The sequence below is a fragment of the Kitasatospora sp. NPDC056076 genome (assembly GCF_042266305.1).
Classification (GTDB): domain Bacteria; phylum Actinomycetota; class Actinomycetes; order Streptomycetales; family Streptomycetaceae; genus Kitasatospora.
Map to the genome: position 1 here is coordinate 84289 of NZ_JBHJWG010000015.1, position 12314 is coordinate 96602.

11 protein-coding genes and 1 pseudogene are annotated in these 12314 nt (G+C 74.7%); 5 read left to right on the top strand and 7 right to left on the bottom strand.

The window, feature by feature from the left end:
• Nucleotides 1-86 precede the first annotated feature (86 nt).
• Nucleotides 87-803, bottom strand: a complete 717-nt coding sequence (locus tag ACFC1T_RS15035; RefSeq protein WP_350511717.1) for a response regulator transcription factor — start codon at nucleotides 801-803, stop codon at nucleotides 87-89.
• A gap of 319 nt (nucleotides 804-1122) precedes the next feature.
• On the bottom strand, nucleotides 1123-1782 hold the full coding sequence (locus tag ACFC1T_RS15040) for a DUF3000 domain-containing protein (protein WP_375888289.1): 660 nt from the start codon (nucleotides 1780-1782) through the stop codon (nucleotides 1123-1125).
• A 236-nt stretch (nucleotides 1783-2018) separates the two neighbouring features.
• Between ACFC1T_RS15040 and hemE the strand changes: the two genes are divergently transcribed.
• Nucleotides 2019-3032: a uroporphyrinogen decarboxylase gene (hemE, locus tag ACFC1T_RS15045; RefSeq protein ID WP_375888482.1), complete on the top strand. Its 1014-nt coding sequence runs from the start codon at nucleotides 2019-2021 to the stop codon at nucleotides 3030-3032.
• Between the two features lie 50 nt (nucleotides 3033-3082).
• Here hemE and ACFC1T_RS15050 read toward each other — a convergent pair whose 3' ends face one another.
• Nucleotides 3083-4060, bottom strand: coding sequence for a DUF4349 domain-containing protein (locus ACFC1T_RS15050; RefSeq protein WP_375888291.1), 978 nt, complete (start codon nucleotides 4058-4060; stop codon nucleotides 3083-3085).
• Between the two features lie 219 nt (nucleotides 4061-4279).
• Here ACFC1T_RS15050 and ACFC1T_RS15055 point away from each other — a divergent pair, with 219 nt between their 5' ends.
• The 3 genes from ACFC1T_RS15055 to hemQ are packed head-to-tail and all read left to right on the top strand — an operon-like array spanning nucleotide 4280 to nucleotide 7069.
• The gene (locus tag ACFC1T_RS15055; RefSeq protein WP_375888294.1) at nucleotides 4280-4870 is read left to right on the top strand and encodes a Uma2 family endonuclease; all 591 of its coding nucleotides are present in this window, start codon (nucleotides 4280-4282) and stop codon (nucleotides 4868-4870) included.
• 34 nt (nucleotides 4871-4904) lie between these two features.
• Entirely contained in the window at nucleotides 4905-6347 is a 1443-nt protein-coding gene (hemG, locus tag ACFC1T_RS15060) for a protoporphyrinogen oxidase (protein ID WP_375888296.1), read from the top strand.
• Entirely contained in the window at nucleotides 6344-7069 is a 726-nt protein-coding gene (gene hemQ / locus ACFC1T_RS15065) for a hydrogen peroxide-dependent heme synthase (protein ID WP_375888299.1), read from the top strand. Before hemG ends, hemQ begins: the two co-directional genes overlap by 4 nt.
• A gap of 61 nt (nucleotides 7070-7130) precedes the next feature.
• Here hemQ and ACFC1T_RS15070 read toward each other — a convergent pair whose 3' ends face one another.
• The 4 genes and pseudogenes from ACFC1T_RS15070 to ACFC1T_RS15085 all read right to left on the bottom strand — a co-directional run bounded on the left by ACFC1T_RS15070 (nucleotide 7131) and on the right by ACFC1T_RS15085 (nucleotide 11062).
• Nucleotides 7131-7685, bottom strand: a complete 555-nt coding sequence (locus tag ACFC1T_RS15070) for a hypothetical protein (protein ID WP_375888301.1) — start codon at nucleotides 7683-7685, stop codon at nucleotides 7131-7133.
• 44 nt (nucleotides 7686-7729) lie between these two features.
• The gene (locus tag ACFC1T_RS15075; protein ID WP_375888303.1) at nucleotides 7730-8512 is read right to left on the bottom strand and encodes a TIGR04222 domain-containing membrane protein; all 783 of its coding nucleotides are present in this window, start codon (nucleotides 8510-8512) and stop codon (nucleotides 7730-7732) included.
• 69 nt (nucleotides 8513-8581) lie between these two features.
• Nucleotides 8582-9676 carry a TIGR04222 domain-containing membrane protein gene (locus ACFC1T_RS15080; protein ID WP_375888306.1) on the bottom strand — a complete coding sequence of 365 codons (1095 nt, stop codon included), beginning with the start codon at nucleotides 9674-9676 and terminating at the stop codon, nucleotides 8582-8584.
• 28 nt (nucleotides 9677-9704) lie between these two features.
• Nucleotides 9705-11062: pseudogene (locus ACFC1T_RS15085) on the bottom strand (DUF692 domain-containing protein).
• A gap of 267 nt (nucleotides 11063-11329) precedes the next feature.
• Here ACFC1T_RS15085 and ACFC1T_RS15090 point away from each other — a divergent pair.
• Nucleotides 11330-12256: a GNAT family N-acetyltransferase gene (locus ACFC1T_RS15090; RefSeq protein WP_375888309.1), complete on the top strand. Its 927-nt coding sequence runs from the start codon at nucleotides 11330-11332 to the stop codon at nucleotides 12254-12256.
• Nucleotides 12257-12314 lie beyond the last annotated feature (58 nt).

Here is a 12314-nt window from a genome sequence, read left to right on the forward strand (position 1 = left end):
CCGCCGGGCGGGGGGGGGGGGGCCCCCGGTGACATGGGCCCGCGGGCCCCCCGACGGTTCGCGGAGCGGTTTCGGCCCCGGCCGGCTCAGTGGATGATGCCGGTGCGCAGCGCGACCGCGACCATCCCGGCGCGGTCGCCGGTGCCGAGCTTGCGGGCGATCCGGGCCAGGTGGCTCTTCACGGTGAGCGCGGACAGGCCCATCGCGACGCCGATCGCCTTGTTCGACTGGCCCTCGGCGACCAGCCGCAGCACCTCGACCTCGCGGCCGGACAGCTCGCGGTAGGCGGTCTGCTGCGGGCCCGGCGCCCCGGGGGCGCCCGGTGCGCCCGGGGCACCGGCGGCACCCGGCATGCCCGGCATCCCGGGGCGGCGCATCCGGCCGGCCAGCCCGGCGGCGCCGAGCGGCAGGCCCGGGCGGCCGGGCATCGCGACGTTGGTGCGGGTGCCGGTGACCACGTAACCCTTGACGCCGCCCGCGAGCGCGCTGCGGACCGCGCCGATGTCGTCGGCGGCGGACAGGGCCAGGCCGTTGGGCCAGCCCGCGGCGCGGGTCTCGGCGAGGATGGTGAGTCCGGAGCCGTCCGGCAGGTGGACATCGGCGACGCAGATGTCGCGCGGGGTGGAGACCCGGGGGCGGGCCTCGGCGATCGAGGACACCTCGATCACGTCGCGGACGCCGAGCGCCCAGAGGTGGCGGGTGACGGTGTTTCGGACGCGGGGATCGGCGATGACCACCATGGCGGTGGGCTTGGTCGGGCGGTAGGCGACCACGTTTGCGGGGTGCTCAAGAAGGACCGACACCAGGCCTCCTGCGGGGAGTGGCGGACGGAACCCCGAGGGGGCGGTCGGAGTGTTCCGCGTTCGGAAAGGGTCACAGTCTGCTTCGGCAGCTACCGTGCCCGGCTTTAGCGAAAGATCACGATCTAGTGAGTAACAATACGGACAAATCGCGCATATGACTGATGCGACATGCCTGGAATTCGTACAAAATCGATCAGATCCATGACAGATCGATCGACTTTGAGCAGGTAATTGACGCAGAGCAGGGTCGAAGCCACACTCCGTCAGTCCTGGGGGTGGCATCGGGGCGGACGGTGCCGTCCGGCCCGGACGCCACCCTTCAGTGCGACCGGGGGCGTCGCCGGGCGGGCATCGGGACCACTCCACCGAGTGACGTGACCTCGGCCGGCGGCGGGGACGGGTTGGCCGGCGGCAGCCCGGCGCTGATGCAGAGCAGGTCGCCCCAGGCCGCCAGGTGCCGCTCGAACCGGCCGTCGGCCGGCGTCCAGGAGGCCCGGATCTCGATCTCGGTCGCCGCGGGGCGGTCCGCCAGGCCGCCGAAGTACTGCGAGGCGCAGCGGGTCACCGTGCCGGACGGCTCCGCGTACCCGGCGCCGTGCGCCTGCAGCGCGTCCAGCAGCCAGGCCCAGCCGACCTCGGAGAGCAGCGGGTCGCCGGCCATCTCCGGCTCCAGCTCCGCCCGGGTCATCGTGACCACCCGGAACTCCCCGTTCCAGGCCTCCTGCCCGGCCGGGTCGTACAGCAGGACCAGCCGGCCGTCGGCCAGCTCCTCGTCGTCCACCTCCACGGTGGCGGTCAGCGCGAAGGCGTACGGGGCCAGCCGGCGCGGGGCCGGCGCGGGGGAGAGCTGGAGCTCCGGCCGCAGCCGGGCCCCGTCGAGGGCCTCCACGGCGGCCCGGAACTCGCTCGGCGCCCCCTCCCGACCCGTTCCGCCACCTGTTCCGCCACCTTGCGCGGGGTGCCCGCCGACCGCTGCCATGACCCGAAGACTAGGTCGAAGACCGGGGTTATCGCCGCAACTTCCGTCCGAGCGGCGTGCCGGAACGGCAAACCCGGCCAGATCTTGGAGGAACCGACGAGACCACCCGGGAAGGGCGCCCCCGGGCGCGTGCGAAGATTTGACCCGTGAGCGAGACTACGGCAGACCCGACGGCGGCCACCCCCGACGGCCGAAGCACCCCCGCGCGCCGCGGCGCCGCGCACGACTCCGCGTTCCTGCGCGCCTGCCGGCACGAGCCGGTGCCGCACACGCCGGTGTGGTTCATGCGCCAGGCGGGCCGCTCGCTGCCCGAGTACCTGAAGGTCCGCGAGGGCATCCCCATGCTGGAGTCCTGCATGCGGCCCGAGCTGGTCAAGGAGATCACCCTCCAGCCGGTGCGCCGGCACAAGGTGGACGCGGCGATCTTCTTCAGCGACATCGTGGTGCCGCTCAAGGCCGTCGGCATCGACGTGGACATCAAGCCCGGCATCGGCCCGGTCATCGCCGACCCGATCCGCACCTTCGAGGACCTCAACCGGCTGCGCCCGCTGGAGCCCGACGACGTCCCCTACGTCACCGAGGCCGTCGGCCTGCTGGTCGACGAGCTCGGCGGGACCCCGCTGATCGGCTTCGCGGGCGCGCCGTACACGCTCGCCAGCTACCTGATCGAGGGCGGGCCCTCCAAGAACCACGAGAACACCAAGGCCATGATGTACGGGCAGCCCGAGCTCTGGGCCGCCCTGCTGGACCGCCTCGCCGACATCACCTCCGCCTTCCTCAAGGTGCAGATCGAGGCCGGCGCCTCCGCGGTCCAGCTGTTCGACTCCTGGGTCGGCGCGCTCGCCCCGGACGACTACCGCCGCTCGGTGATGCCCGCCAGCACCAAGGTCTTCGACGCCGTCGCCCACTACGGGGTGCCGCGGATCCACTTCGGCGTCGGCACCGGCGAGCTGCTCGGGCTGATGGGCCAGGCCGGCGCGGACATCGTCGGCGTCGACTGGCGGGTGCCGCTGAACGTCGCCGCCGAGCGGGTCGGCGCGGGCAAGGCCCTCCAGGGCAACCTCGACCCGGCGGTGCTGTACGCGCCCACCAAGGTCGTCGAGACCAAGGCCCGCGAGGTGCTGCACGCCGCCCAGGCGCTCGGCACCAGCGGCCACATCTTCAACCTCGGCCACGGCGTGATGCCGTCCATGGACCCGGACGCGCTCAGCCGCCTGGTCGCCTTCGTGCACGAGGCCAGCGCGCGCTGACGCCCCGCGGCGGCGGGCCCCCGGGAGTTCGGGGGGCCCGCCGCCGTGCGTCATTCCCCGGAAGCCTCGGGGTGCTCGGGCTCCTCGGGGTGCTCGGGCTCCTCGGGCCGGACGACCGGCCGTGCGCGGGTCCGGCGCCAGTACCGGTAGAGCAGCGCCCCCGGGACCCCGAGCACCAGCAGGAACGGCGCCACTGCGGCCAGCGCCACCACCAGCGCGGTCCCGATCGCGACCAGCACGTGCCAGCCGCCGCCCAGCGCCGAACCCACCGATTCGCCGAAGCCCTTCCCCCCGGCCGCCGTCGGCGTCGGGGTCGGCGCCGGGGCCACCGCCTCCCGGCGGACGTCCAGGGTGACGGTCGAGTACGAGGTCCGGGCGGCCAGCTCCTTCTGCTGCTTCTGCAAGGACTCCAGGTCCGCCTCCCGGCGGCTCAACTCGCCCTCCAGCGAGGTGATGTCGCTCAGCGTCTTGGCCTGGGCCATCAGCGCCCGGACCCGGTCCACGCTCGCCTGCTGGGTCTGCACCCGGCTCGCCACGTCCGCGACCTGCTGGGTCAGGTCGTCCGCCTGGCTCTTGCGCGAGACCACCCGGCCCAGGGCGGCCAGCTGGTCCAGGGTCTGCTGGTAGGCGGCGGACGGGATCCGCAGCGTCAACTGGCCGTACTCGTCCGCACCGCCGCCGTTGACCGACTCGCCGCCCACGTAACCGCCCGACGCGGTCGTCAACTCCCGCGCCCTGCCCAGGACCTGCCCGACGTCCTTGGTGGTCAGCGAGAGCTGCGCGGTGTACGAGATCAGCCGGGTGTCCGCGGCCGGAGTGACCCCGGCGGCCGCCGGCGCCCCGGAGGGTTGCCCGCCCGCCGGGGCGGGAGCGGCCGGCGCGGCCGCCCCACCGGCCGCCTTCGCCGGCGCTCCCGCCGAGTCGTTCCGCCCCGATTCCCCGCCGCCGCTCGCACTGCAACCCCCGGCCAGCAGCACCGCGGCGGCCACCGCCACCACCGGCACCCCGGCCCTCGTCCGTCGTCCCATTCCCCGGCCCCTCCCCAAGTCCGCTGGCATTTCCTGCCATTGGACGCAAGAGCCTGCCCGACGGACCCGCCCGGCAGATCGCAGGTCCATCACAGCTCGGCCCCGGGACGGACACGACCCACCGGAGCGCTCCACCCCACGGGTGCAACGTGGTCGGTTCCTTAGCACACGGCCAGCGCGGCCCGCCGGCAGCGCCGCCGGACTCGCTATCTTGGAGTTATGAGCGAGCTGCCGGACTGGATGTACGCGCCCAGGGACGAGGGCTGGTTTGCCGACGACCTCGACCACCTGCCGCAGGCGCCGCGGCACACCGAACTGATCGACGGAGCCCTGGTCTTCATGATGTCTCCCCAGCGTTGGTGGCACGGCGATGTCGTCACGGACCTCGTGTATTCGCTGCGTCGCCAGGTGCCGGAGGGACGCCGGGTGGGTCGGGAGATGTCGATCAAGCTCGACAAGCGGAACCGCCCCGAACCGGACGTGCTTGTTGTCAGGGCCGAGTTCGATGCCGATCGCACCCAGTTCGCTCCCGACGAGGTGGACCTCGTCGTTGAGGTGGTGTCCCCGGAGTCTGCGCACCGCGACCGCACGGTCAAGGTCCGCAAGTACGCGGAGGCGGGCATCCCGCACTACTGGATCGTGGAGGACGAGGGCGGCCTTCCGGTCGTGCACGCCTTCGAGCTGGAACCCGCGACCTCCACCTACAGTCCGGCCGGAATCTTCCGAGGGAAGCTCGTGCGGTCGGTGCCCTTTCCGATCGAGATCGACCTCGACGGGCTGGTGCCCGACAGCAGGCGTGCAGCGGATTGAGGCATCCGTGTAAAGACCTGCGAGACTGCGAGGCATGTCGGATGCACAGGTCGTCGTCGTCGGTGGTGGGATCGCGGGGCTGGCTGCGGCCGCCTTCCTGAGCGGGGCGGCCGGGGGGCCGGCGCGGGCGCGGGTGACACTGCTGGAGGCGTCGGGGCGGGTCGGCGGGAAGCTGTGGGGCGGCGAGGTCGGCGGGGTCCGGGTGGACCTCGGGGCCGAGTCGGTGCTGGCGCGGCGGCCGGAGGCCGTGGAACTGGCCCGGGCCGTCGGGCTGGGGGCGGAGCTGGAGCCGCCGACCGGCGCCAAGGCGGCGATCTGGACCAGGGGCGCGCTGCGGCCGCTGCCGGGCGGGCAGGTGATGGGCGTCCCGGGCGACCTGGAGGCGCTGGCCGCCTCCGGGGTGCTGAGCGCCGAGGGGCTGGAGCGGGCCCGGCACGAGCGGGCCGGCGAGGTCGGGGCGGACGTCGCGATCGGCCGCTACGTCGCCGACCGGCTCGGCCAGGAGGTGGTGGACCGGCTGGTGGAGCCGCTGCTGGGCGGCGTCTACGCCGGTCGCGCCGAGGAGATCTCGCTGCGCGCCGCCGTGCCGCAGCTGCTGCCGATCGCCCGGAGCGGCGGCTCGCTGGTCGAGGGGGTGCACGCGCTGGCGTCCCGGCCGCAGGTGGTCGGCACCCCGGTGTTCCAGGGGCTGCGCGGCGGCCTCGGCACCCTGCCGGGGGCGGTGGCCGCGGCCTGTGTGAAGGCGGGCGTGGACCTGCGCACCGACACCCCGGTGGAGGAGCTGCGCCGCACCCCCGAGGGCTGGCGGGTGGTGGCCGGCGGCGAGGTGCTGACCGCCGACGCCGTGGTGCTGGCCGTCCCGGCGCCGGCCGCGGCCCGGCTGCTGCGGGCGGACGCCCCGGCGGCGGCCGCCGAGCTGGACGCCGTCGAGTACGCGGGCATGGCCCTGGTGACCCTGGCGTTCCGCCGCGCCGACCTGCCCCAGCCGCCGGCCGGCAGCGGCTTCCTGGTACCGCCGGTGGACGGCCGCCGGATCAAGGCCTCGACCTTCTCCTCCAACAAGTGGGGCTGGCTGCAGCGTTCCGCCCCCGACGCCTTCCTGCTGCGCACCTCGCTGGGCCGCCACCGCGAGGACGAGGTGCTGGAGCTGCCGGACGAGGAGCTGGTGGCCCGCTCGCTGGCGGACCTGGCCGAGGCGGTCGGCCTGACCGCCCGGCCGTACGACACCTTCGTGTCGCGTTTCACGGCGGGCCTGCCGCAGTACCCGGTGGGCCACCCGGACCGGGTGGCCCGGGTGCGGGCGTCGGTGCGGGCGGTGGGCGGCCTGGCGCTGTGCGGCGCCGCGTACGACGGGGTGGGGATCCCGGCCTGCATCGGTTCGGCGGCCGCCGCCGCGGCGGCCGTCGGTGAGCACATCGACGAACGGTTGACCCCGACGACCGGGGACGGTTCCACGGAGAGGACAATGGGCGCATGACTGAGAGCGTTGAGCGGGAGCCCGAGCAGCGGCCCGAGAAGAAGAAGGCGCGCGACCTGAACCAGGTCATCCGCTACACCATGTGGTCGGTGTTCAAGCTCAAGGGCGCCCTGCCCGAGGACCGCACCGCCCTCGCCGCCGAGGTGGACGAGCTGTTCGCGCAGCTGGACGCCAAGGACGTGACGATCCGCGGCACCTACGACGTCTCCGGGCTGCGCGCGGACGCCGACCTGATGGTCTGGTGGCACGCCGAGGACTCGGACGACCTCCAGGAGGCGTACAACCGCTTCCGCCGCACCGGCCTGGGCCGCCAGCTGGAGCCGGTCTGGTCGAACATGGCCCTGCACCGCCCGGCCGAGTTCAACAAGTCGCACATCCCGGCCTTCCTGGCCGACGAGCGCCCGCGCGACTACGTCTGCGTGTACCCGTTCGTCCGCTCCTACGAGTGGTACCTGCTGCCGGACGCCGAGCGGCGCGCGATGCTCGCCGAGCACGGCCAGATGGCCCGCGGCTACCCGGACGTGCGGGCCAACACGGTGGCCTCGTTCGCGCTCGGCGACTACGAGTGGCTGCTCGCCTTCGAGGCGGACGAGCTGCACCGGATCGTCGACCTGATGCGCGACCTGCGCCCCTCCCGGGCCCGGCTGCACGTCCGCGAGGAGGTGCCGTTCTTCACCGGCCGCCGCAAGCCGGTGAGCGAGCTGCTGAACGGCCTGGCCTGACCCGCGTCGCACCGGAGGCCGGCTCCCCCCGCTGGGGTGGGAGCCGGCCTCCGGCCGTTCGTCAGGGGCGCGGCCCCGCGAACTCCCGCAGGACGGCGTTGTAGCGGGTGCCGAGGTTGACCCGGGTGACGTCGGAGAAGCGGAACTTCGTCGGCTCCGGGCGCCAGCGCGCCTCCGGGTCGACCTCGTGCAGCCGCAGCGAGGCGGGGCGCACGGCGGTGACGGCGCCGACCCAGCAGGAGTCCGGGGCGTTCCGCTCGGTGTGCAGCGCGATCAGGCCGTACTCCGCGCAGGCGGCGGCGAGCAGCCCCGGCAGGTCGTCCAGCGGCAGTTCGGCGCCCGGCGGCCGGACGGGCCACCGGCCCCGGCGGCGCAGCACCCGCACGGTCAGGGTGTCGGGGCCGCCGAGGTCGCGGACCTTGCGCAGGTCGGTGGTGCGCACGGCCGTCCAGCCGTCGAGGTGGTGGTCGGTGCACGCGGCGAGCAGCGTCCAGACCGGGCCGGTGCCGAGGACGAAGCCCTCCAGCTCGTCCGCGCCGGGGATCGAGCGGCGCAGCCGGACCGGCCGGCCTTCGCGGTGGGCGCGGTCGAGTGCGGCGCGGTGGTGGTCGTCCATGGGGCGGAGTCTGCCCTGGTCAGGGCCGTCGGCGCAGCCGGTTTTCAGCCGCGGTGCGGGCGCAGGGCGGCGCGCAGCCGGGCGTCGGGGAGCACGGCGGGGCCGTTCATGGCGACGGCGGTGAGCAGTTCGCGCTCCTCGTCGTCGGCGAGGCCGTGCTGGCGGGCCGGGCGGACCTCGCGCAGCACCTCCTGGCCGATCGGGGAGGCCCAGCGGGTGTACGGGTAGACGTCGACCCGGGCCATCAGCAGGGTGCCCGCGGTGAGCACCAGCGGCAGCGAGAACCAGGCGAGCGGGGCGAGGGTGTCACCGCCGGTGAAGCCGCTGAGCGAGACCGCGGCGGCGAGCAGCACCACCGTCAGCAGCATCGCGTGCCGGACCTGGCGCACCACCACCACGGTGTTGCGCTGGACCAGGGCCGGGGTGGCCAGGCCGGCCAGCGCCAGCCGGGCGCCGATCTCCAGCACGGTGGGGTGCTCGCCCATCGCCCGGCGCAGCTCGTCGGTGCGGCACTGGCCCTCGGGGCCGACGGTGGCGATGACCGCCCGTTCCAGCCGGCTGCGGCCCCTGGGGTCGACCACGGTGGTCCAGCCGGTGTGGGCGAGGTGCAGGCGGCCGCGGCCGGCCATCAGCACGAGGGCGAGCTCCACCACCCGGTCCGGGCCGCCGGCCAGGTAGGCCGTCTCGTACAGTCCGATGCCGACGGCTTCCGGCGGGCGCCGCCCGTCCTGGTCGGCGAGGGCATCGGCGGTGGCGGTCATCCGCACCAGCCGGAGGCAGGACAGCACCGCCGCGACACAGGCCGGTATCAGGAACAGCAACCACATGGGCTTGTTCTATGCCTGGGGCCCCGGCGCGGGGAACGGCTTCCCGGGGCGCGATACCGAACTGTGACGTCAGGAGCCGCCGCAGCTGCTCCCGCAACTGGACGAGGAGCCGCAGCTGGAGGACGAACCGCAGCTCGACGAGGAGCCGCAGCTGGAGTGCGAGGAGCCGCCGCACGAGGAGTGGTGCGAGGAGCTGCCGCACGAGGAGTGGTGGTGGGTGGAGCCGGAGTCGGAGGAGCCGCAGGAGGCGGTGGAGGAGGCGCCGCAGGAGGACCCGCCGCAGGAGGACCCGCCGGACGAGGAGGTACCGGACGAGGATCCGCCCGAGGAGAAGAAGGAGGAGGACGAGGCCGCCTGGGCCTGTCGTACCGCCTCGTCCTCGGCCGCCGCGGCCAGCATCGCGGCCTCCAGCTCCTGGTCGTCCAGCGCGGCCGCGGCCAGTCCGCCGAGGGCGACCGCGCCCAGCATCGCGCCGCCCGTCAGCCGGGGGGAGACGCCGGAGCCGGGCGTCCACGGGGTGCTGCCCTGCATCAGCGCGAGCTGGCGGTGCCCGGCCGGGGTGACCCGGCCGTCGGCGGGGAGGGTGGCGAGCAGGGCGACGGCGCCGAGGAGCAGCAGAAGGCCCGGGTACCAGAGGTTGGGGCGGTCGTAGAGGGCGTCGTTGTCGTCCAGCAGCAGGGCGAGCCCGGCGAAGACCACGACGTCGAGCATCGCCAGCCAGAGCAGCCGCCGTGCGACGCGGGCCCGGTGCAGCCGTTCCGGGCGGCGCATCAGGCCGCGGTCGGCGAGCCGGTCGCCGATCTCCTGGACGGCGGCGGAGCGCATCACCGTGCGGCGCACCGTGCCGAGTTGCCGGCTGCCGGTCGCGCCGACGGCGTCGTGCACGGCCTGGTCGACCGCGTCGTACGGGCGGGCGCCGGTGAGGGTGACCAGTCCGGCGCGGTTGATCACGACCTGTTCGCCGAGGTGCATCCGGACCAGCGCGGTGTCGAAGACCCGGCCCGGGCCGCCGGCCAGGAAGGCGGTGTCCAGCAGCGGCAGGCCGCGGCCGGGCAGGCCCTGCGGGTGGGGCACGTGGCGGACCCGCTGCCTGGCCTGGGAGGCGTACAGCGCGGCCGCGACCAGCAGGAGGGCCGGGATCAGGAAGTAGCTGTTGTGCCACATGGGCGGTTCCCCCGATTGAGACGTCGGATCAGTGGCCGCGCAGGGCCCGGCGCAGCCTGGCGAGCGGGCCGGGCGGTGGTTCGGGCGCCGGGTGGAGCCACTGCTCCAGGGCGCGGCGGTGGTCGGCGGCGGACGGGCCGCCGTCGGTGAGCACCCACGCGGCGAAGGCCCGGGAGTCGGCGTGGTAGCCGCCGGTCTGCGGGTGGGTGCGGGCGTAGGCGAGGAAGAGCGGCCCGTACCGTGCCCCGAGCAGGCGGGGTAGGTCGGGGGCGACCTTCGCGGTGGTGTCGCGCCGCTTGGCGGCGAGGCCGGTGGACTGGGCGCGGACCTGGTCCGGGTCGAAGCCGGGCGGGACGGGCCCGCCGGCCACCAGGGCGGCCAGCAGTCCCGTCTGGCGCCGGGCCAGGCGCTCCCGGGGGGTGCCGGTCGCGTCCTCGGCGCCCCCCTTCGGCTCGACGGGGTTCAGGTCGGGCGTCATCGGGTGCTCCCCTCCAGCACCCGACGGATGGCGTCCAGTTCACCGGCCAGTTCGGAGGGCGGCGGGAAGTCGGCGTCCCGTTCCAGCAGGACGCCGGGCGGTTCGACCCGCGCGCAGAGTTCGGCCAGGACCTCCAGCACCGGTTCGGTGACGGGGTGGGCGTGGGTGTCGTGCCACACGCCGTCGACCAGGGTGCCGCCGGCGACGTGCACGTAGGCGAGCGCCTCCAGCGGCAGGCGGTCGAGCTCGGCGGCCGGGTCGGTGCCGAGGTTGACCCGGTTGGTGTGCAGGTTGGCCACGTCGATCAGCAGTCGGACGCCGGTCCGCGCGACGAGTTCGGCGAGGAACTCGCCCTCGGTGAACTCGTCGTCGGGCCAGGCGAGTTGGGCGGCGATGTTCTCCAGGGCGAGCGGCACCGGCAGCTGGTCCTGGGCGATCCGGACGTTCTCGGCGATCACCCGCAGGGAGTCCCGGGTGCGCGGGACGGGCAGCAGGTGGCCGGCCTCCAGGCCGCCGGCCCGGACGAAGGCCAGGTGCTCGGTGACCAGGGGGGAGCCGAGCGCGAGGGCCGTTCCGGCGAGCCTGCCGAGCCGGCCGGGGTCGGGCCGGTCGGCGCCGCCGAGGCCGAGGCCGACGCCGTGCGGGACGACGGTGACGCCGCGTTCGCGCAGGACGGTGAGCGAGGTGGGCAGGTGGTCGGCGCAGACGTTCTCGGCGACCACCTCGACCCAGTCCAGGCCGGGCTGGCGCTCGACCACGGTGTCGATCTCGCTGCGCCAGCCGAGGCCGACGCCGAGCCTGGGCGCGGTGGTGGCCGTCGCGGTGGTGCCCGCCGCGGTGGTCTCCGTCGTGGCGGTGTCCGCCGTGGAGGCGGTGGAGCCGGGCAGGTCCAGGGCAGGGGAGGTCATCGGTTCGCCCCCTTCGGAGGGCTGGGTGGGGAGGCCGTCGGGCGGTGCGGGCGTCGTCGCCAGGACCGCGCGGCCGTGTTGCTGAGGATGTCCCCGGGCGGGGTGGCTGCCAAGCCTCACCCGGTCTTCTCAGAGCATTATTTGAGCCTTGCCGTTCAGGTGCGCGAGGATTCCGGCCCGGCGTCCGGGGCGAATCCGCGGACGGACGGCCCGGTGGCGGGGAAATTCGGAGGCGGCGGCCGGCGGGCGCGGATAGCGTGCGCATCGATGACTGAGACCGAACTGACGATCCGAGACTTCCGCCCCGCCGACGCCGAGGCGGTGACCGCCGCCCACCGGGCCGGCCGCGAACACCTGGTGATGAGCGCCGAGGCGCTGCTCTGGATGAACTCCCGGACGAATCCCGAGGAGCGCTTCCGCACCTTCGTCGCCGAACTGGACGGCCGGGTGGTCGGCGCGGTGCGCTGCGGACTGGTGCTCGGGACGACGACCACCGGCGTCGGCTACGCCAACGGCAGCGTGCTGCCCGGGTTCCGGCGGCGCGGCGCGGCCACCGCGCTGCTGGCCGCGGCCGAACGGCACCTGAGCGCCCACGGGGTGGCCGAACTGCACACCTGGCTGGACGACGAGCCCGCCGCCCTGGCCTTCGGTGCCGCCCGGGGCTACGAGCCGGGGCGCGAAGCCCACTTCGGCGGGCGGGACCTGGCCCTCCCGCTGCCGCAGGCACCGGTGCGGCCGGCCGGCGTCGAGCTGCGCCCGGCCACCGACTGGGCGGACGATCCGCGCCCGCTGTTCCTGGTGGAGGCGGACGCGATCCGGGACGAGCCCGGCGAGGTGGTGATGGACGCCCTGGACTACGAGGAGTGGCTGCGGGGCGACTGGGCCCGGCCGGACCTCGACCTCGGGCTGACGGTGGTCGCCGTGGTGGACGGCGAGCCGGCGGCCTTCACCATGGCGCAGACCGACGGGGTGGGTCGCTACTGGTCCGCGTTCACCGCCTGCCGCCGGGAGTTCCGCGGCCGCGGGCTGGCCAAGCTGGCCAAGCTGGAGTCGCTGCGGCTCGCCGCGGCGGCCGGTCACCGCCGCGCGTACACCAGCAACGACGCCACCAACGCGCCGATGCTGGCGGTCAACGCCTGGCTGGGGTACGAGCGCTGCGCGGGGGAGCGGAAGGGGATCAAGCGCCTGGGGTGACCGGGGCGCGGAGATCCGGCCACCCCGATTTGCCGCGAAGGGGGTATTTCCGGCCACG

Coding starts and splice junctions, on each gene's coding strand:
- ACFC1T_RS15040 (WP_375888289.1), bottom strand. CDS start 1,782: ATGGCAGCGGTCGGCGGGCACCCCGCGCAAGGTGGCGGAACAGGTGGC.
- ACFC1T_RS15050 (WP_375888291.1), bottom strand. CDS start 4,060: ATGGGACGACGGACGAGGGCCGGGGTGCCGGTGGTGGCGGTGGCCGCC.
- ACFC1T_RS15055 (WP_375888294.1), top strand. CDS start 4,280: ATGAGCGAGCTGCCGGACTGGATGTACGCGCCCAGGGACGAGGGCTGG.
- hemG (WP_375888296.1), top strand. CDS start 4,905: ATGTCGGATGCACAGGTCGTCGTCGTCGGTGGTGGGATCGCGGGGCTG.
- hemQ (WP_375888299.1), top strand. CDS start 6,344: ATGACTGAGAGCGTTGAGCGGGAGCCCGAGCAGCGGCCCGAGAAGAAG.
- ACFC1T_RS15070 (WP_375888301.1), bottom strand. CDS start 7,685: ATGGACGACCACCACCGCGCCGCACTCGACCGCGCCCACCGCGAAGGC.
- ACFC1T_RS15075 (WP_375888303.1), bottom strand. CDS start 8,512: ATGTGGTTGCTGTTCCTGATACCGGCCTGTGTCGCGGCGGTGCTGTCC.
- ACFC1T_RS15080 (WP_375888306.1), bottom strand. CDS start 9,676: ATGTGGCACAACAGCTACTTCCTGATCCCGGCCCTCCTGCTGGTCGCG.
- ACFC1T_RS15090 (WP_375888309.1), top strand. CDS start 11,330: ATGACTGAGACCGAACTGACGATCCGAGACTTCCGCCCCGCCGACGCC.